The sequence below is a fragment of the Microbacterium sp. 22242 genome (assembly GCF_052045495.1).
In the GTDB taxonomy this organism is placed as follows: Bacteria; Actinomycetota; Actinomycetes; order Actinomycetales; family Microbacteriaceae; genus Microbacterium.
On sequence record NZ_JBQEOZ010000004.1, the window covers coordinates 190,747 to 208,848 of the forward strand.

Below are 18,102 nucleotides of genomic sequence, written 5' to 3' on the forward strand. Positions count from 1 at the left end.
GGGACCTCCCCTCATCGAGTCTACGGGGCGCTCGGAGAACCGGCGCGGGCCGCGGCTGTGCACGCCGGAATGGCGGCAGGCGCCTCGACGAGTCGGCCTGGAAGAGTGGGGGCATGCACGAGTTCCGCATCCACGAGCCCGCCGATCCCCGTCTGGACGACTACCGCGGCCTGACCGATCTCGCGCTGCGCGCCCGCGCCGAGGCGAGGGGCGGGCTGTACATCGCCGAGTCGTTCAAGGTGATCGACCGGGCGATCGGGGCCGGCCATCGGCCGCGATCGGTGCTCACCCAGGAGCGCTGGCTGCCCGGCATCCGCACGCTCCTCGCCGGGACCGACACCCCGGTGTACGTCGCGGATGATGCCGTGGTCGAGGCGGTCGCGGGCTTCCGGGTGCACCGCGGCGCCCTGGCCGCGATGCACCGCCCGGCGCTGCCGGATCCCGCCGAGCTGCTCGCCGGGCTCCCCGCCCGCGCACGGGTCGCGGTCCTGGAGGACCTCGTCGAACACGCGAACGTGGGAGCGCTGATCCGCTCCGCCGCCGCGCTCGGCGTCGATGCGGTCCTCGTGACGCCGCGATGCGCCGATCCGCTGTACCGGCGGGCGATCAAAGTCTCGATGGGCACCGTCTTCCAGGTGCCGTGGACGCGGATCGACCCCTGGCCGGCGGGTGTCGAGCTGCTGCACCGGGCCGGCTTCGTCGTGGCGGGCATGTCGCTCGGGGAGGGCGCGATCCCGCTCGACGACCTGGTCGCCCGGGATCACGACCGGCTCGCGCTGGTCTTCGGCAGCGAGGGGCCGGGACTCGCCCCGGACACCGAGCGGCTCCTCGACGCGCGCGTCACGATCCCGATGGCGCCGGGGATCGATTCGCTCAACGTGGCGGCAGCCTCGGCCGTGGCCTTCTACGCCACGCGGTAGCGCAGCGACGCCTCAGTCCTGTCGGGCGCGGTCCTCCGCGCGCAGGAGCACCGGCAGCGGCTCGGGGCGCTTGGCCTCGACGTCGTCGCCGGAGGACTGATGCCGGAGCCTTCGCAGCACCCACGGCACGAGATGCGCGCGCGCCCACACCAGGTCCTCGCTGCGGGCCTCCCGCCAGCTGCGCCGCGGCAGCGTGTCGGGCTGCATCGGCTGCAGCTCGTTCGGCACGTTCAGGGCGCGCAGCACCATGCGGGCGACCTCGTGGTGTCCGAACGGGTTCATGTGCAGGCGGTCGTCGGCGAAGAAGCGCGCGTCCTGGATCGCCTTGAGGCCCCACTGGTCGGCGACGATGCAGTCATGCCGCTCCGCGATCGCCCTCACGTTCTCGTTGTAGATCGCCACCTTGCCGCGGAACGGGCGGAAGACGGGGGTGAAGTTCGTGTCGATTCCGGTGATCAGGACGATCGCCGCGCCGGTGCGGTCCAGGCGGGTGACCATGTCGTCGAGCAGCACCGCGATCTCGTCCGGATCCGTCCCGGGGCGGATGACGTCGTTGCCGCCCGCGCAGAGGGTGACCAGGTCGGGGTTCAGCGCGATGGCCGGGTCGACCTGGTCGTCGCTGATCTGCGCGATGAGCTTGCCGCGCACGGCCAGGTTCGCATAGGCGAAGTCCGTGCTCTGCGCGGCCAGCACCTCCGCGACGCGGTCCGCCCAGCCCCGATGCCCGCCGGGTGCGTTCGGCTCCGGATCGCCGATGCCCTCGGTGAACGAGTCGCCGAGCGCCACGTAGCGATGCCACGGATGCGGTGTGTCGTTGGGGACATACGGGGTGCGCGGTTCGTGACCGGACATAGTGCTCCTCCTTGCGACCGCGCGATCCGCGCGGCACCGGATCCGAGATTACCCGCGGAGCACCGCGTCAGCCGCTGGTGTCGCCGTTGCTGCAGGTCTGCTGGGCCGCCGTGCTGCCGCGCACGTTCTGCGCGAGCGGCACCGCCGTCGAGGTCGGCGCGGGCGTCGCCGAGGTCGCCGGGCCCGTGGACGGCGCGGGGGAGGCGGAGGGATCCGGCGTCGCCGGTGCAGCGGACGGCTCGACGGTCACGCCGTCGTCGATCGTGTTCTGGTGCGTGATCAGGACCGGCTGATTGGCGGCGACGGCCGCCCACAGCGTCTGCGCTGCGGAGTCGTCCTCGACTACGCGGTTCGGGTTGTCCGGATCGGTCACGGTCGGATACTGCACGAACGTGATGTCGGCGGGCTTCACGTCCTTCACCGCGAGTGCGAGCTGCACGATGGTCATCGGGTTGGTGAGCGTCGTGCTGGCCTCGATGTTGCTGAGCGCGATGTTCGCGATGTTCAGCACGGTCGGGACGTCGGAGAGCACCTTTCCGCTGGTCAGCTTCCGGGCGAGGCTGCCGAGGTACTGCTGCTGGTTGCCGATCCTGGCGAGGTCGCTGCCGCTCACCAGGCCGTGACGGGTGCGCAGGAACTGCAGCGCCTGCAGCCCCTGGACCGTGTGCTCGCCGGCGCTCAGGTTCAGGCCGGTGTAGGCGTCGTCCATGGGGGTCGCAAGGCACACCTGCACGCCGCCGATCGCGTTGGTGATGTCGATCACGGTGCCGAAGTTCACGGCGGCGGCGAAGTCGACCTGCTGCCCCGACAGGGCGGAGACGGTCTTCGCGACGCAGGACAGTCCGCCCTCCTCGTACGTGGTGTTGATCTGCGCGGCGCTCTGCGCCGACGTCTCGGTCCCGTCCTTCGCCGTGCACGACGGGACCGCCGTGATGAGATCCCGAGGGAAGCTCACGACGGTGATCCGCCGGGGCGTGTTCGAGACGTGCACGAGGACCGTCACGTCGTTGTTGACGCTGGACGCGTCCGGTCCGTCGCAGCGGCCGGGGAACAGGTCCGCGTACTTGGCCTCGCACGCGTCGATGCCGACGACGAGCAGGTTGAAGCCGCTCTTGTACGCGGCGATGTCCGGCGCGACCGCCGGGCCCCCCTCGAGTTGCACGCTGTTGTGCGCCACGGCGGCGGTGAGGTCGGTCAGCACGTACCCGGCCACGCCGATGCCGCTCACCAGGACGACGGCGAGACCGAGCCCGACCGTGCGGAGCAGGCGGCTCCACGCACGCGGTCCTCGTGCGGAGCTGTGCTGCGCGATCGGGCGCGCCGCAGAGGGTCGGGTCACGGGCTGTCCTTCGAGGCTGCATCCGGTGGTACTGGGCGCTCCGAGCGGATTGCCGTGCAGTCAAGATATCCAGGGCATCCTTGGATCCGCTGTGCCGATCCCTTGCGACGGCTGGGATCCCCGGGCACGCTGCCGAGCGCGGCCCTGGGCGCGCCAGGGAATGTCCGCCGCCTCGTCTATCGTGGATCCCGATGCTCTCCCCGTCCTTCCCCCAGCGCGCCCCGTGGGGTACCGCGGACCGGCTGAGGGCCTGGCAGCGCGAGGCCCTGGAGGAGTACTTCCGGGTCGAGCATCGCCGAGACTTCCTGGTCGCGGCGACGCCGGGCGCCGGCAAGACGACCTTCGCCCTCACGCTCGCGGTCGAGCTGCTGCGCACGAACGAGGTCGACCGCATCATCGTCGTCGCCCCCACCGAGCACCTAAAGACCCAGTGGGCCGACGCCGCGGCACGCGTGCACATCCGGCTCGACCCGCGGTTCCGCAACATCCACTGGGCGCCCTCGAAGCAGTATCACGGCGTGGTCGTGACGTACGCGCAGGTCGCGGCGAAGTCGTCGGTGCACCGCCACCTCACCGAGGGCGCCCGCACCCTCGTCGTCCTCGACGAGGTCCACCACGGCGGCGACGCGCTGAGCTGGGGCGACGCGATCCGCGACGCCTACGGTCCCGCGAAGCGACGCCTGCTCCTCAGCGGCACCCCGTTCCGCAGCGACACCGCGCCCATCCCGTTCGTCGAGTACATCCCCGACGAGAGCGGCGGGCGCGTGTCCAGCACGGACTACGCGTACGGCTACGGCCGGGCGCTGCAGGACGGCGTCGTGCGGCCGGTGCTGTTCCACATGTACGCCGGCAAGATGCGCTGGCGCACGAGCGCCGGCGACGAGCTCGAGGCCCACCTCGGCCAGGACAACACCAAGGACGTGACCTCGCAGGCGTGGCGCACGGCGCTGGATCCGGAGGGGGAGTGGATGCCGGCGGTGCTGTCCGCGGCCGACCGCCGGCTCACCGAGATCCGCCACCACGTGCCGGACGCCGGCGGCCTCGTGCTCGCGACCGACCAGACCGTCGCCCGCGCCTACGCCAAGATCCTGCACTCGCTGACCGGTCAGCGGCCGACCGTCGTGCTCTCGGACGATGCCACGGCCTCGGAGCGGATCGAGAAGTTCAGCGCCTCGAACGACCGCTGGATGGTCGCGGTGCGGATGGTGTCCGAGGGGGTGGACGTGCCGCGGCTCGCGGTGGGCGTCTACGCGACGTCGTCGTCGACGCCGCTGTTCTTCGCGCAGGCGATCGGCCGCTTCGTGCGCGCCCGCCGCCGGGGCGAGGCGGCCAGCGTTTTCCTGCCCAACGTGCCCGTGCTGATGAAGCTCGCGAACGAGCTGGAGCGGCAACGCGACCACGCGCTCGACCGGAAGTCCAAGGACGACGACGGCCTCGAGGACTCGCTGCTGGAGAGCGCGAACCGCGAGGACGAGGCGTCCGACGCCCTCACCCAGGAGTTCAGCTACCAGGCCATCTCGTCGCTCGCGCACTTCGATCGCGTCGTGTTCGACGGCAAGGAGTTCGGCCAGCTCGCCGAGCCGGGGACGCCCGAGGAGGAGGAGTTCATCGGGATCCCTGGCCTGCTCGAGCCCGAGCACGTGCACGAGCTGCTCATGCAGCGGCAGTCCCGGCAGTCCCGGCTCCGGGAGGCGCGCGAGGCCGCCGTGCCGGCGCAGACCACGACCCTGCCCGAGCCCCTGCACCGCACCCTGCGCGAGCAGCGGCAGCTGCTGAACAGCCTGGTCGGCGTGTACGCGCGGCAGACCGGCGAGCCGCACGGTGCGGTGCACGCCGAACTGCGGCGGGTGTGCGGAGGCCCGGCGGTGGCGCAGGCCACGGTCGCGCAGCTGCAGTCCCGCATCGACCTGCTGCGGCGGCGCGTGCGGTCCTGACCCGATGCGCCCGGAGGCGGACACCGCGCACGCCGACGGGTTCGGATCCCCGAAATGCTGTCAATCGCCGTCCGGGCAGCGGTTCCCGGCCGCCGGATCGATAGCGTGGAACGGATCCCCCGACAGTGAAGGACGCTGATGCACGCCCTCGGAGCACCCCCTTCCGAACCCACCCCGGCGGACCGTCGCCGATGGACCCGCTACCTGGTCGAGGAGCGGGCGGAGGCCCACGTCTACCAGCAGCTCGCGCAGCGCCGCGACGGCGAGGAGCGCGAGATCCTGCTCGAGCTGGCCGCCGCGGAGGGGCGCCACGAGGCGCACTGGCTGGAGCTCTTGGGCGGTGAACCGGCACGGCTTCCGCGGCCGGGCCTGCGCACGCGCATGCTCGGCTGGATGGCCGGGCGGTTCGGATCCATCTTCGTGCTGGCGCTCGCGCAGAGCGCCGAGGCGCGGTCGCCGTACGACGCCGAGGTGTACGCGACCCCGGCGATGCGCGCCGACGAGAAGGTGCACTTCGAGGTGGTCCGCGGTCTCGCCGCCCGGGGGCGTCGGCGCCTGTCCGGATCCTTCCGAGCCGCCGTCTTCGGCGCCAACGACGGTCTGGTGAGCAACCTCGCGCTGGTGCTCGGCATCGGCGCGACCGGCGTGAGCAGCGCGTTCGTGCTGTTCAGCGGCCTGGCCGGGCTGCTCGCCGGGGCGCTCTCGATGGGCGCGGGCGAGTTCGTCTCCGTGCGCTCCCAGCGCGAGCTGCTGGAGGCGACCAGGGAGAACGGGCACGGGGACGCGAGCGCGAGCGACCTCGACCTGGACGAGAACGAGCTGGCCCTCGTGTACCGCGCCAGGGGCATGGATCCGGACGAGTCGCTCGACCGGGCCCGGCGCGTCGTGGGCGCCGCGAAGGCGGGCATGGCGATGCACACCGGCCCGCTGCGGACACCGGTCGCCGACGGCGACGACCACGAGATCGTCGGGAGCGCCTGGTCGGCGGCGATCTCGAGCTTCCTGCTGTTCGGCTCCGGAGCGATCGTCCCCGTGCTGCCGTGGATCTTCGGCCTGCAGGGCACTCCGGCCATCCTGCTGGCGCTCGCCCTCGTCGGCATCGCGCTGCTCAGCACCGGCGCCACGGTGGGCGTGCTCTCCGGCGGGCCGCCGCTGCGGCGCGGCCTGCGCCAGCTCGGGATCGGATTCGGTGCGGCCGCCGTCACGTACGTGCTCGGCCTGCTGTTCCACGTCAGCGCGAGCTGAACGCGCCCCGCGGTCCCGGCCGGCACCCGGCCGGCGACCACGAAGCGCCGCTCCGATCCGTCGGCGGGTGCCGCGGCGGAGGGAACGACGAAGGCCCGGATTCTTTCGAATCCGGGCCTTCGACCAGCGTGCGCGAGGGGGGACTTGAACCCCCACGCCCTATTCGGGCACTAGCACCTCAAGCTAGCGCGTCTACCTATTCCGCCACCCGCGCTGGTGTTTTCGGCTGTTCCCAACCGAGGAATGACACTATCACGTTCCACGGGCGCCCTCGAACCGGGGTCCGGGTCGGGCGCGTCGCAGGGGGTTCGATAGCCTGGGGGCATGCCCGAGCAGGATGCCGAACTTCCCGAGGTCGCGCGCATCGCCGCCGAGCTCATCCGCTTCGACACGTCGAACTTCGGCGGGGGAGACGCCAAGGGGGAGCGCGAGGCGGCCGAGTACGTCGGCGCGTATCTGGAGTCGCTCGGGCTCGAGCCCGAGTACTACGAGCCGATCCCGCGTCGCACCAATGTGATGGCGCGCGTGCCCGGCCGCGACCGGGACCGGCCCGCGGTCGTGGTGCACGGGCATCTCGACGTCGTGCCGGCGATGGCGGGTGACTGGACGGTCGACCCGTTCGCGGGCGTCGTGCAGGACGGCATGCTCTGGGGCCGCGGCGCAGTGGACATGAAGAACATGGACGCGATGATCCTCACCTCGGTGGCCGAGATCCTGCGCGCGGGCGAGTTGCCGGAGCGCGACCTGATCCTGGCGTTCTTCGCCGACGAGGAGAACGGCGGCGTGGAGGGCTCCGGGCTCGTCGTGCAGAACCGCCCGGACTGGTTCGCGGGCGCGACCGAGGCGATCAGCGAGGTCGGCGGTTACTCCGTCCCGGTCGGCGATCAGCGCGCCTACCTGCTGCAGGTGGGGGAGAAGGCGCTGATGTGGATCCGCCTGGTCGCCCGTGGACGCGCCGGTCACGGCAGCCGGTTCCACCCCGACAACGCCGTCACGAAGCTCGCCGAGGTCGTCGCGAAGATCGGCCGCACCCGGTGGCCGATCCAGCTCACCGACACGACGCGCGAGTTCCTGGACCGGATGAGCGCGATCACCGGTCTCCCCGCCGACGACCCCGACACCCTCGTCGCGACCGCGGGACCTGCGGAGGCGTTCCTGCGTTCGACCCTGCGCACGACGACCAACCCGACGGTCCTCCAGGCCGGCTACAAGCACAACGTGATCCCGGAGCGCGCCGAGGCGCTCATCGACGTGCGCGTCATCCCCGGCCACGAGGACGAGGTGCTCGCGCAGCTGCGCGCCCTGGTCGGCGACGACGTGGAGATCGAGATGGTGGTGCAGGACATCGGCATGGAGGTGCCGTTCGCGGGGTCCCTGGTCGATGCGATGGTGGCCGCCCTGGGACGGCACGACCCCGGCGTGCCGGTGATCCCGTACCTGCTCGGGGCCGGCACGGACAACAAGGCGCTCGCATCCCTGGGCATCACCGGCTACGGCTTCGCGCCGCTGAAGCTGCCCGCGGATCTGGACTTCACCGGCATGTTCCACGGCGTGGACGAACGCGTTCCGGTGGAATCGCTGGTGTTCGGCCAGCGTGTGCTCACCGACCTGCTGCGCACCTGCTGACCGCTTCGAGACGACCGAGACCTCCGATCCGCGCGATCCGCGCACGACGCGAAAGCGACCCATGCACCTTCTCCAAGCGATCTTCCTGGGCATCGTGCAGGGACTCACCGAGTTCCTGCCCGTCTCGTCCAGCGCGCACCTGCGCATCGTCGGCGCGTTCCTGCCCGAGGTGAGGGACCCCGGAGCCGAGTTCACCGCGATCACCCAGATCGGCACCGAGGCCGCGGTGGTCGTGTTCTTCTGGCGCGACATCGTGCGCATCGTGCGGAGCTGGTGGCTGTCGCTCACCCGGCGGATCCCGCGGGACGCCCCGGACGCGAAGATGGGCTGGCTGATCATCATCGGCAGCATCCCGATCGTCGTGCTCGGGCTGGTGTTCAAGGACCAGATCGAGACGGTGTTCCGCTCGCTCTGGCTCGTCGCGATCATGCTGATCGTGTTCGGCGTGCTGCTCGGCGTCGCAGACGCGATCGGCGCACGGAGGCGCTCCCTCAAGGATCTGACGCTCGGCCACGGCGTGGTCTTCGGCCTGGCGCAGTCGCTCGCGCTGATCCCCGGGGTCTCCCGCTCCGGCGGCACCATCACCGCGGGTCTGCTGCTGGGCTACGAGCGCGCGGCGGCGGCGCGCTACGCGTTCCTGCTGGCGATCCCTGCGGTGTTCGGATCCGGCTTCTACGAGATGTTCAAGGGGATCGGCAAGCCCAGCGTGTTCTCACCGGGCGAGACGCTCGCCGCCACCGGGATCGCGTTCGTCGTCGGCCTCGGCGTGATCGCGTTCTTCATGCGCTGGATCTCGCAGCGCAGCTTCCTGCCGTTCGTGCTGTACCGGATCCTGCTCGGCTTCGCGCTGATCGTCCTGCTCGCGACGGGCGTCCTCGCCGCCTGATCGCTCGTCGGCGACCCGTGCCCACGCAGGGTGCGGCTCAGCGCTTGTGGTCGCCCGGCCTGTGATCGCCCGGCCCCTCGCCGTTGCGGCGGAAGAAGCGCTCGAACGCCTGCGCGATCGCCTCACCGGACGCGTCCGGTGCGTCCCAGGTGTCGCGCTTGGCCTCGAGCTGCTCGATGTAGGCGGCCATCTCCTCGTCCTCGGCGGCCGCGGCGTCGATCGTCGCCTCCCAGACGGCGGCCTCGGTGGCGAGCTCGCTGCGGGGCACGTCGACGCCCGTGACCTCGTGCAGGCGGTCGAGCAGCGCGAGCGTCGCCTTGGGCGAGGACCCGCCCGTCTGCACGTAGTGCGGCACGTTGGCCCAGAGCGACAGGGCCGGGATCCCGGCCCCCTCCGCGGCATGCTCGAGCGCGGAGAGGATGCCGATCGGGCCCTCGTAGGTCGAGCGCTCGATGCCGAGGGCGTCGCGCACCTCGGAGTTCTCGCTGGACGCGAAGATCGAGATCGGCCGGGTGTGCGGCACGTCGGAGAGCATCGCGCCCAGCGTCACGAACCCGGTGACATCCTCGCGCAGAGCGGCGTCGATGAACTCGGCGCTGAACGACTGCCAGGCGCGCGCGGGCTCCGTTCCGGTGAGCAGCCAGAGCCGCGGCTCCTCGGCGGATCCGGCCGGACGCAGCATCCTGGCGCGGGGCCAGCGCAGGCTGCGCGTGCCGTCAGGGGCCCGCTCGAGCGTGGGCCTGGCCCACTGGTAGTCGAAGTACAGCTCGGGGTCGACCGCGTGCACGAGGTCGTACTGCCCGGTGTCGCCGATCTGCTCGACAGCGCCGGACGCGGCCTCTCCCGCGTCGTTCCAGCCGTCGAAGGCCGCGACGACGATCCGGGATCCGAGTACCTGCACCTGCATTCCTCTCGACCCGCGGCGGTCGCTGCGGGTTCCATCCAGGCTAGTCCCCGCGCGCGCAGGAGGCGTCCGGACGGCGCGTGTCCGCCCTCCCGTACCATGGAGCAGTGATACAGCACCCGCGCGCGGTCCTCTGGGACATGGATGGAACCCTCGTCGACACAGAGCCGTACTGGATGGATGCCGAGACCGAGCTGATCGCGAGCTACGGCGGGACCTGGTCCCACGAGCAGGCGCTGCAGCTGGTCGGCAACAGCCTCATCGGCAGCGCGATGATCCTGCAGGACGCCGGCGTGCGGATGGGCGCAGAGGAGATCGTCGACGATCTCACCGAGCGCGTCCGGGTGCGGCTGCAGCGGGACGGCGTGCCGTTCCGTCCCGGTGCGAGGGAGATGCTGCGCAGCCTCCGCGAAGCGGGCGTGCGCACTGCGCTCGTCACGATGTCGCTGCGCCGGATGGCGGAGGACATCGTCGCCCTGATCGGCTTCGACGCGTTCGACGTGGTCGTGGGCGGCGACGACGTGGAGCGTCCCAAGCCCTTCCCCGACCCCTATCTCCAGGCCGCCGACGCGCTCGGCGTCGACATCCTGGACACCGTGGCGCTCGAGGACTCCCGCACCGGCCTGCAGGCCGCGGTGTCGTCCCGCGCGGTGTCGATCGGCGTGCCGCACTTCGTGCCGCTGCACGACCTCGGCGCCGACGCCATCTGGGACACGCTGGACGGGCGCGGCGCGGACGACGTCGCGGCGGAGTTCCACCGCGCCCGCGCCGCACGTGCCGAGGTGTCGCTGTGAACCCCGGCGCGGCGACGCAGCGCCCCAGCGGACCGTTCCGCGAGGGCGACCGGGTGCAGCTCACCGGCCCGAAGGGGCGCATGCACACGATCACGCTGCGCGTCGAGGGAGAGCTGCACACGCACCATGGCGTGCTCCGGCACCGGGATCTGATCGGGCTGCCGGACGGATCCGTGGTCGCGAACAGCTCGGGCAGCGAGTACCTCGCGCTGCGCCCGCTGCTGCGCGATTTCGTCATGTCGATGCCGCGCGGCGCCGCCATCGTCTACCCCAAGGACGCGGCGCAGATCGTCACGCAGGCCGACATCTTCCCAGGCGCGACCGTGGTCGAGGCGGGCGTCGGATCGGGCGCGCTGTCGCTCTCGCTGCTCCGGGCGATCGGGCCCTCCGGGCGTCTCGTCTCATTCGAGCGCCGGGAGGACTTCGCCGAGGTGGCGACGGCCAACGTCGAGACGTTCCTCGGTGCGCTTCCGGACTCCTGGCGGGTCGTGGTGGGGGACCTGACCGAGGCACTGCCCGGGGAGTTCGAGGCGGGGACCGTGGACCGGGTCGTGCTGGACATGCTCGCCCCCTGGGAGTGCGTCGACGCGGTCGCCGAGGCGCTCGCCCCCGGCGGCGTGGTGCTCTGCTATGTCGCCACGGCCACGCAGCTGTCCCGTGTCGCGGAGTACGTCCGCGGCACCGGCCTGTTCACCGAGCCCGAGGCCTCGGAGACCATGGTGCGCGGCTGGCATGTCGAAGGGCTCGCGGTGCGGCCGGACCACCGCATGGTCGCGCACACCGGCTTCCTGATCACCGCACGCCGGCTCGCGCCCGGCGCGATCCCGCCGGACGTGAAGCGCCGGGCCGCGAAGAAGCCCAGCTACGGCGACGAGGACGTCGAGCTGTGGACGCCCGGAGCGGTCGGCGACCGCGAGATCACCGACAAGAACCTGCGCAAGCGCGTGCGCGAGGCGCAGCGGGCGGCCGGGGGCGCACGCCTGGCGGCGTCCGGCGACGCGGGGGCGCATTCGGTCGGCGGCGAGGATCCGTCCGCATAGACTGGAGCGCGTGCGTAAGACTGCCGCTGCCCTGATCACCCTCGGCCTCGCCGCCCTCGCCCTGGCGGGTTGCGCGAGCGCCCCCGCTTTCGACGGGCAGCCGTGCCCCACCCGGTCGGATTCGCCGGCCCTCAGCGACTCCGTGTCGGTGAAGGGCGACCTCGGCTCCGAGCCGAGAGTCACCGTGCGCACGCCGATGAAGGTGCAGAAGACCACGGTCGACGTGCTGACCCACGGATCCGGCACTGCCGTGACCGAGAAGAACCAGCCGCTCAGCATCGACTTCACGCTCTACGACGGCGGGACCGGCAAGCAGCTCGGCAGCACCGGCTTCGACGGGCAGGGCGCGCAGACCCTCGACCTGAGCACGCTCGCATCGCAGTCCAAGGAGTTCAGCGAGGCGCTGCAGTGCGCGACCGCCGGATCGCGCCTGCTGATCGGCTTTCCCGCGGGCGCCGCGGCCAAGGACGCCTCGGTCGCGGTCGTCGACGTCCGCAAGGTCTACCTGCCGCACGCGGAGGGCTCGCTGCAGTACAACGACGCGCTCGGCCTGCCCACGGTCGTGCGCGCGCCGGACGGCCGGCCCGGCATCATCGTCCCGGACGCGGCGAAGCCGACGAAGCTCGTGAGCCAGACCCTGATCAAGGGCACCGGCCCCAAGGTCAAGCCGACCGACACCGTGCGCGTGCAGTACACGGGCGTGGACTGGGACTCCAAGACCGTCTTCGACAGCTCCTGGGACAAGCAGTCCGCGAGCTTCCCGCTCGACCAGGTCATCCCCGGCTTCGGCAAGGGACTGGCCGGTCAGACCGTCGGCTCTCAGGTCCTCCTCGTGGTGCCGCCCAAAGACGGCTACGGCGCCCAGGGCGGCGGGGCTGTGAAGCCCAACGCCACTCTCGTGTTCGTCGTCGACATCCTCGGCATCGACCCGCCCGCAGCGGCGACCTCAGGTCAGTAGATGGCGGCGCAGATCCCTGCGGAGGAGCGTCTGACGAATCTCGTCGTGGCGCTCATGGCCACGGAGATCGGCCTGACGAAGCAGCAGATCCTCGCCTCCGTGTCCGGCTACCGCCAGCGCGCCGACGGCAAGCAGGACGCGCTGGAGAAGATGTTCGAGCGCGACAAAGAGGACCTGCGCGCCCTCGGCATCCCGATCGAGACGCTCGGGGATCACGCCGATCCCAACGATCTGCGCGAGGCCCGCTATCGCATTCCGAAGGCGGAATACGACCTGCCGGTGGACATCGAGTTCACGTCGGCGGAGCTCGCGGTGCTGCGCCTGGCCGGCAGCGTGTGGAGCGAGGAGTCGCTCTCCCGCGACGCCCAGGCCGGTGTCCGCAAGATCCGCGCCCTCGGGATCGACGTCGACGAGCCGATCATCGGCTTCGCGCCGCGGATCACCGCCCGCGACGCCGCCTTCGCGCCCCTCCAGGGCGCCATCGAGCGCAGCCTCGTGGTGACCTTCGACTATCTGAAGCCGGGGGAGGAGGCGCCCCGCCGGCGCCGCGTGCAGCCGCTCGCACTGGTCGAGTACGAGGCGCGCTGGCACGTGTTCGGACACGATGTGGATGCCGACGGGGACCGCATGTTCCTGCTCACCCGCATCGTCGGCGACGTGGTCGTGACCTCGGACGCGTTCCCCGCCGAGCTGCGCGAGGGCGCGGGGGAACGCGCGCTCGCGAGCCTCGAGGCGGTCGCCTCCGCCCATTCCGCGCTGCTCGAGGTGACGCCGGGCACCGAGGCCGCGCTGCGTCTCGGCCGCCGGGCGAAGCCCGCGGTGCAGGGGATCCGCCTGCCCTACGTCGACCTGCACATCCTCGCCGACGAGCTCGCCTCGTATGGACCGGAGGTGCGCGTGGTGGAGCCGCTGACGCTGCGTGAAGCCGTGATCGCGCGGCTTCGCGCCGTCGCCGAGGTGCACGGCCCGGCCGAGGCGCACGGTCCCGCCGAAGAGAAGGGCGGGTCGTGATGGCCGATCGCAAGCCGCTGCTGTCCTCGGATCGCGTGCGCGCCTACCTCACCCTCGTCCCGTATCTGCTGGAGCGCGGCGAGGTGTCCCTCGCCGAGGCCGCTGCCGAGTTCGACATGACCGTGCCGCAGATGCGCGCCATGGTGGAGAAGCTCACGGTCATCGGCCTCCCCGGGGACGAGGGCTACTGGCAGGCGCCGCAGGAGCTCTTCGACATCAACTGGGACCTGCTCGACGAGCAAGGGATCATCGAGATCACCAACGACGTGGGACTGCGCCGGGTGCCGAAACTCACCGCGCGCGAGGCCGCCGCGCTCGTCGCCGGGCTGCAGCTCGCCTCGGCCGTGCCCGGCGTCGCCGAATCCGGAGTCGTGCAGGGGCTGATCGCGAAGTTGTCCCGCGGTGCGGCCGGGCTGCCGGCGGACGTGATCGTCGCGCCCGGTCCGGTGGACGAGGTGCGCACGGTGGTCGCCACCGCACTGCAGGAGCACGTCGCGGTCTCGTTCACCTATCGCGCGCCGGACGCCGAGCCGACCACGCGCACCGTGGACCCGGTCACCGTGCTGATCACGAACGGGCAGTGGTACCTGCAGGGCTGGTGCCATCTGCGCCGGGCGATGCGCACCTTCCACCTCGACCGCGTCAGCGAGCCGCGGCTCACCGACATCCCGATCGAGCACGGCGACGAGCCCGTGCCCGAGCTGTTCGCCGGTGACTCCGAGAGCGACGAGGCCGTGCTGCGCTTCCCGGAGCGCCTCGCCCCGCTGCTGCGCGACTACCTCAGCAGAGCCCAGGCCCGCGTCGTGGGCGGCACCGTGACGGCGACCCTCCGGGTCGGGGATCCGCTGAGCCTGAAGCGGCTCGCGGCGCGTTTCGGCGGCGCCGTGGAGATCCTGGAGCCGTCGGCGGCGCGCCGCGCCGCGCGGGAATGGGCCGCCGCCGGTCTTGCGCTGTACGGCGAACAAACTCCGGGCAGCACGGTAGACTGACACCAACACCCGGATCATCAAGGGAGATCATCATGCTCGGAGGATTGAACGGATGGCATCTCGTCATCATCCTCGCCGTCATCCTTCTGCTGTTCGGCGCGGCCAAGCTCCCCGCGCTCGCCAAGAGCATGGGCCAGTCCGCGCGCGTCTTCAAGGGTGAGATGAAGGCGATGAAGGAAGAGGACGCGGCCCGCGAGAACGCGGCGTCGTCCTCCGCGCCGGCACCGGTCGAGAACACGACCACCCAGAACACGGCCGCGGACAACACCAACGCCGCCACCCCGCCGCACGACGCCGGCTCATCGCGCTGACGGGCGTGACCGAGGCGTCCCCCGCGACGGACGGGCGCAAGCCGCGTCGCGATCGCACCATGCCCCTGGCGGGGCATCTCATCGAGTTGAGGAAGCGGCTCGTCATCGCCGCGGGTGCGCTCCTCCTCGGCATGATCGTCGCCTTCCTCGTCACCGATCCGATCATCGCGTTCGTCACGCAGCCCATCGTCGAGGTGGCGAAGGCACGCGGCCACGCGGCGTTGAACTTCGGCACGGTGACGGCGGCGTTCGACATGCGGATGCGGATCGCGTTCTCGATCGGCATCTTCTTCTCCGCGCCGATCTGGCTGTGGCAGATCTGGGCGTTCATCATGCCAGGTCTCACGAAGAAGGAGATCCGGTACACGGTCGGCTTCGTCGCGGCCGCGGTGCCGCTGTTCTTCGCCGGCTGCTATGTCGGAGTGCTGGTGATGCCGCACATCGTCGAGCTGATGTGGAGCTTCACTCCCACGAGCGGCGTGAACTTCTACAACGCGCAGGACTACTACGACTTCGTCTTCAAGCTGATGCTCGTGATCGGCATCTCGTTCATCATCCCGGTGTTCCTCGTGGCGCTGAACTTCGCGGGCATCATGTCCGGCAAGGCGATCCTGAAGGCGTGGCGCATCGCGATCCTGATCGCCTGCCTGTTCGCAGCCCTCGCGACGCCGGCCGCTGACATCGTGAGCATGCTGATGCTCGCCGGGATCCTGATCGTGCTGTTCTTCGCGGCGGCACTGCTCTCCATGCTCTTCGACCGGCGCAAGCACAAGCGTCAACAGGCTTTCCTCGAGGAGCCCGCGGTATGACGTCCCCGGCGGACCGTTACGCCGCCGCCCGCGCCGCACAGGAACATCCCGCGACCGCCGCCTTCGCGGCCATGCAGCGCTTTCAGCTCGATCCGTTCCAGATCGAGGGGTGCCACGCGCTGGAGCGGGGGAACAGCGTGCTCGTCGCCGCGCCCACGGGCGCCGGGAAGACGATCGTGGGAGAGTTCGCGATCCACCTGGCGATGAGCACGCCGGGCGACAAGGCGTTCTACACGACGCCGATGAAGGCCCTGTCGAACCAGAAGTTCCGCGAGCTGGTCGAGGTCTACGGAGCCGACCAGGTGGGTCTGCTCACCGGCGACGTGAACATCAACGGTTCCGCGCGCATCGTGGTGATGACCACCGAGGTGCTGCGCAACATGATCTACGCCGGATCCCGGGCGCTGGACGGCCTGCGCTTCGTGATCATGGACGAGGTGCACTACCTCGCCGACCGGTTCCGCGGCGCGGTGTGGGAGGAAGTCATCATCCACCTGCCGCAGAGCGTGCGCCTGGTCTCGCTGAGCGCGACGGTCTCGAACGCCGAGGAGTTCGGCGACTGGCTGGACACCGTCCGCGGCGGGACCGAGGTGATCGTCTCGGAGACCCGGCCCGTGCCGCTCGAGCAGCACGTCCTCGTCCGCGACGATCTGCTCCCGCTGTTCGATGACCGCGCCGGGATCGCGACCGCACAGGTGAATCAGGAGCTGCTCCGGATCCGGTCCTTCGGCGGAGCCAACTACGAGCGCAACCGCAGCGCCCAGCAGTACGTCAGCGGGCGGCACGCCGGAGCTCAGGCGAAGCGCCCGCACCGTGGCGGCAAGCGTCCCGTCCGCTCGGCGAACGTGCGGCGGATCGAGCGGCTGGACCGGCCGCAGGTCGTCGATCTGCTCGAGCGGGCGAATCTGCTGCCCGCGATCTTCTTCATCTTCAGCCGCGTCGGCTGCGACTCCGCGGTGACGCAGGTGCGCCGCTCCGGCCTGCGGCTGACCACGGTCGAGGAGCGGCGGGAGATCCGCGCGATCGTGGAGGACCGGGTGCGCACCCTCCGCGACGAGGACCTCGCGGTGCTCGGCTACTGGGAATGGCTCGACAACCTCGAGCGCGGCGTCGCGGCGCACCACGCCGGCCTGCTTCCGGCGTTCAAGGAGGTCGTCGAGGAGCTCTTCCGGCTGCGGCTGCTCAAGGTCGTGTTCGCGACCGAGACGCTCGCCCTCGGCATCAACATGCCCGCGCGCACCGTCGTCCTCGAGCGCATGGAGAAGTTCAACGGCGAGGCCAGGGTCGCGATCACTTCGGGGGAGTACACCCAGCTCACCGGGCGCGCCGGCCGCCGCGGCATCGACGTCGAGGGCCACGCCGTGGTGCAGTGGACCGAGGGAATGGACCCGCAGGCCGTCGCGGCGCTCGCGTCCCGGCGCACCTACCCGCTGAACTCGAGCTTCCGGCCGACGTACAACATGGCCGTGAACCTGCTGGACCGCTTCGGGCGCAATCGCTCCCGGGAGATCCTGGAGTCCTCGTTCGCGCAGTTCCAGGCGGACCGGGCCGTGGTGGGGCTCGCCCGCAGCGTGCGCGAGGCCGAGACGTCCCTCGAGGGCTACCTCGCCTCGATGACCTGCGACCGCGGCGACTTCACGGAGTACTCCGGCATCCGCCGCGAGCTCAGCGACCTGGAGAAGAAGAACCGCGCCGATCAGCAGGCACCGCGGGCGGTGCGCGACAAGCGGCTGCAGAAGATCGAAGGCCTGCGCCGGGCCATGCAGCGCCATGCCTGCCATCGCTGCCCCGACCGGGAGACGCACGCGCGGTGGGCGGAGCGGTACTGGAAGCTCAAGCGCGAGACCGACCGCACCCGCCGCCAGATCGAGAACCGCACCGGCACGGTCGCCCGCGTGTTCGACCGCGTGCTCGACGTGCTCGCCGAGGTCGGCTACGTCCAGGGCGAGGGGGCGGAGCTCTCCCTCACCGACGCGGGTCGCACGATGCAGCGCATCTACGGCGAGCGGGACCTGCTCGTGGTCGAGTCGCTGCGCCGGGGCCTGTGGGACGGCCTGGACGGCCCCTCCCTCGCGGCGATGGCGTGCGCGCTCGTGTTCGAGCCGCGCCGGGACGAAGGATCCGTGGATCCGCGCGATCTGCCGCGGGGCCGGTTCCGCATCGCCTGGGAGCGCACGCAGGAACTGTGGGCCGAGCTCGACGACCTCGAGCACGACAACCGGCTGCCCGGCTCGGAGCGCCCGTCTGCAGGCCTCGCCGGCGCGATGCACGCCTGGGCGCGCGGCTCCTCCCTCGACGCCGTGCTGGAGGATGCGGACATGGCCGCGGGTGACTTCGTGCGCTGGGCCAAGCAGACCATCGACCTGCTGGATCAGCTGTCCATCGTCGCGCTCGACGCGGAGACCGCGCGCACGGCCCGCGTCGCGCTCGACGGCGTGCGCCGCGGCATCGTCGCGTACTCCTCGATGTGACGTGGCCGGACCA

Annotated in this window: 16 protein-coding genes and 1 tRNA gene; 13 read left to right on the plus strand and 4 right to left on the minus strand. The window is 71.2% G+C overall.

The annotated features are described in order from the left end of the window. Positions 1–113 precede the first annotated feature (113 nt). The gene (locus ACTJJZ_RS05870; protein ID WP_440720245.1) at positions 114–920 is read left to right on the plus strand and encodes a TrmH family RNA methyltransferase; all 807 of its coding nucleotides are present in this window, start codon (positions 114–116) and stop codon (positions 918–920) included. A 12-nt stretch (positions 921–932) separates the two neighbouring features. Here ACTJJZ_RS05870 and ACTJJZ_RS05875 read toward each other — a convergent pair whose 3' ends face one another. Both ACTJJZ_RS05875 and ACTJJZ_RS05880 read right to left on the minus strand, forming a co-directional pair. After that, on the minus strand, positions 933–1,772 hold the full coding sequence (locus ACTJJZ_RS05875) for an SGNH/GDSL hydrolase family protein (protein ID WP_440720246.1): 840 nt from the start codon (positions 1,770–1,772) through the stop codon (positions 933–935). A 67-nt stretch (positions 1,773–1,839) separates the two neighbouring features. Further along, entirely contained in the window at positions 1,840–3,111 is a 1,272-nt protein-coding gene (locus tag ACTJJZ_RS05880; protein WP_440720247.1) for an LCP family glycopolymer transferase, read from the minus strand. A gap of 191 nt (positions 3,112–3,302) precedes the next feature. On the opposite strand from ACTJJZ_RS05880, the gene ACTJJZ_RS05885 reads away from it, so the two are divergent. Together ACTJJZ_RS05885 and ACTJJZ_RS05890 are read left to right on the plus strand one after the other, a co-directional pair. Beyond that, on the plus strand, positions 3,303–5,045 hold the full coding sequence (locus tag ACTJJZ_RS05885; protein WP_440720248.1) for a DEAD/DEAH box helicase: 1,743 nt from the start codon (positions 3,303–3,305) through the stop codon (positions 5,043–5,045). Positions 5,046–5,183: 138 nt separating this feature from the next. Then, complete coding sequence (locus ACTJJZ_RS05890) at positions 5,184–6,290, plus strand: VIT1/CCC1 transporter family protein (protein WP_440720249.1); 1,107 nt, start codon at positions 5,184–5,186, stop codon at positions 6,288–6,290. A 129-nt stretch (positions 6,291–6,419) separates the two neighbouring features. Here ACTJJZ_RS05890 and ACTJJZ_RS05895 read toward each other — a convergent pair. Continuing rightward, a tRNA-Leu gene (locus ACTJJZ_RS05895) sits at positions 6,420–6,504 on the minus strand. Positions 6,505–6,614: 110 nt separating this feature from the next. On the opposite strand from ACTJJZ_RS05895, the gene ACTJJZ_RS05900 reads away from it, so the two are divergent. Then, positions 6,615–7,916 carry a M20/M25/M40 family metallo-hydrolase gene (locus ACTJJZ_RS05900; protein ID WP_440720250.1) on the plus strand — a complete coding sequence of 434 codons (1,302 nt, stop codon included), beginning with the start codon at positions 6,615–6,617 and terminating at the stop codon, positions 7,914–7,916. A 61-nt stretch (positions 7,917–7,977) separates the two neighbouring features. Further along, on the plus strand, positions 7,978–8,802 hold the full coding sequence (locus ACTJJZ_RS05905) for an undecaprenyl-diphosphate phosphatase (protein ID WP_440720251.1): 825 nt from the start codon (positions 7,978–7,980) through the stop codon (positions 8,800–8,802). A 37-nt stretch (positions 8,803–8,839) separates the two neighbouring features. Here ACTJJZ_RS05905 and ACTJJZ_RS05910 read toward each other — a convergent pair whose 3' ends face one another. Next, entirely contained in the window at positions 8,840–9,703 is an 864-nt protein-coding gene (locus tag ACTJJZ_RS05910; protein ID WP_440720252.1) for a PAC2 family protein, read from the minus strand. A gap of 113 nt (positions 9,704–9,816) precedes the next feature. On the opposite strand from ACTJJZ_RS05910, the gene ACTJJZ_RS05915 reads away from it, so the two are divergent. The 8 genes from ACTJJZ_RS05915 to ACTJJZ_RS05950 are packed head-to-tail and all read left to right on the plus strand — an operon-like array spanning position 9,817 to position 18,089. Beyond that, entirely contained in the window at positions 9,817–10,500 is a 684-nt protein-coding gene (locus ACTJJZ_RS05915; protein WP_440720387.1) for an HAD family hydrolase, read from the plus strand. Further along, complete coding sequence (locus ACTJJZ_RS05920) at positions 10,497–11,540, plus strand: tRNA (adenine-N1)-methyltransferase (RefSeq protein WP_440720253.1); 1,044 nt, start codon at positions 10,497–10,499, stop codon at positions 11,538–11,540. The genes ACTJJZ_RS05915 and ACTJJZ_RS05920 overlap by 4 nt, the downstream gene beginning before the upstream one ends. 10 nt (positions 11,541–11,550) lie before the next feature. Then, a complete protein-coding gene (locus tag ACTJJZ_RS05925; protein ID WP_440720254.1) occupies positions 11,551–12,498 on the plus strand; it encodes an FKBP-type peptidyl-prolyl cis-trans isomerase in 948 nt (315 codons plus the stop codon). Continuing rightward, positions 12,499–13,509, plus strand: a complete 1,011-nt coding sequence (locus ACTJJZ_RS05930; protein WP_440720255.1) for a helix-turn-helix transcriptional regulator — start codon at positions 12,499–12,501, stop codon at positions 13,507–13,509. Beyond that, complete coding sequence (locus ACTJJZ_RS05935) at positions 13,509–14,498, plus strand: helix-turn-helix transcriptional regulator (RefSeq protein WP_440720256.1); 990 nt, start codon at positions 13,509–13,511, stop codon at positions 14,496–14,498. The genes ACTJJZ_RS05930 and ACTJJZ_RS05935 overlap by 1 nt, the downstream gene beginning before the upstream one ends. Positions 14,499–14,530: 32 nt before the next feature. Then, the gene (gene tatA, locus ACTJJZ_RS05940; RefSeq protein ID WP_440720257.1) at positions 14,531–14,809 is read left to right on the plus strand and encodes a Sec-independent protein translocase subunit TatA; all 279 of its coding nucleotides are present in this window, start codon (positions 14,531–14,533) and stop codon (positions 14,807–14,809) included. A gap of 59 nt (positions 14,810–14,868) precedes the next feature. Continuing rightward, positions 14,869–15,618 (plus strand): twin-arginine translocase subunit TatC, encoded by a 750-nt coding sequence (gene tatC, locus ACTJJZ_RS05945; RefSeq protein ID WP_440720388.1) that lies wholly within the window; start codon positions 14,869–14,871, stop codon positions 15,616–15,618. Beyond that, the gene (locus tag ACTJJZ_RS05950) at positions 15,615–18,089 is read left to right on the plus strand and encodes a DEAD/DEAH box helicase (RefSeq protein WP_440720258.1); all 2,475 of its coding nucleotides are present in this window, start codon (positions 15,615–15,617) and stop codon (positions 18,087–18,089) included. The genes tatC and ACTJJZ_RS05950 overlap by 4 nt, the downstream gene beginning before the upstream one ends. Positions 18,090–18,102 lie beyond the last annotated feature (13 nt).

Coding starts and splice junctions, on each gene's coding strand:
- ACTJJZ_RS05905 (WP_440720251.1), top strand. CDS start 7,978: ATGCACCTTCTCCAAGCGATCTTCCTGGGCATCGTGCAGGGACTCACC.
- ACTJJZ_RS05885 (WP_440720248.1), top strand. CDS start 3,303: ATGCTCTCCCCGTCCTTCCCCCAGCGCGCCCCGTGGGGTACCGCGGAC.
- ACTJJZ_RS05870 (WP_440720245.1), top strand. CDS start 114: ATGCACGAGTTCCGCATCCACGAGCCCGCCGATCCCCGTCTGGACGAC.
- ACTJJZ_RS05875 (WP_440720246.1), bottom strand. CDS start 1,772: ATGTCCGGTCACGAACCGCGCACCCCGTATGTCCCCAACGACACACCG.
- ACTJJZ_RS05930 (WP_440720255.1), top strand. CDS start 12,499: ATGGCGGCGCAGATCCCTGCGGAGGAGCGTCTGACGAATCTCGTCGTG.
- ACTJJZ_RS05950 (WP_440720258.1), top strand. CDS start 15,615: ATGACGTCCCCGGCGGACCGTTACGCCGCCGCCCGCGCCGCACAGGAA.
- ACTJJZ_RS05890 (WP_440720249.1), top strand. CDS start 5,184: ATGCACGCCCTCGGAGCACCCCCTTCCGAACCCACCCCGGCGGACCGT.
- ACTJJZ_RS05900 (WP_440720250.1), top strand. CDS start 6,615: ATGCCCGAGCAGGATGCCGAACTTCCCGAGGTCGCGCGCATCGCCGCC.
- tatC (WP_440720388.1), top strand. CDS start 14,869: ATGCCCCTGGCGGGGCATCTCATCGAGTTGAGGAAGCGGCTCGTCATC.
- ACTJJZ_RS05935 (WP_440720256.1), top strand. CDS start 13,509: ATGGCCGATCGCAAGCCGCTGCTGTCCTCGGATCGCGTGCGCGCCTAC.
- tatA (WP_440720257.1), top strand. CDS start 14,531: ATGCTCGGAGGATTGAACGGATGGCATCTCGTCATCATCCTCGCCGTC.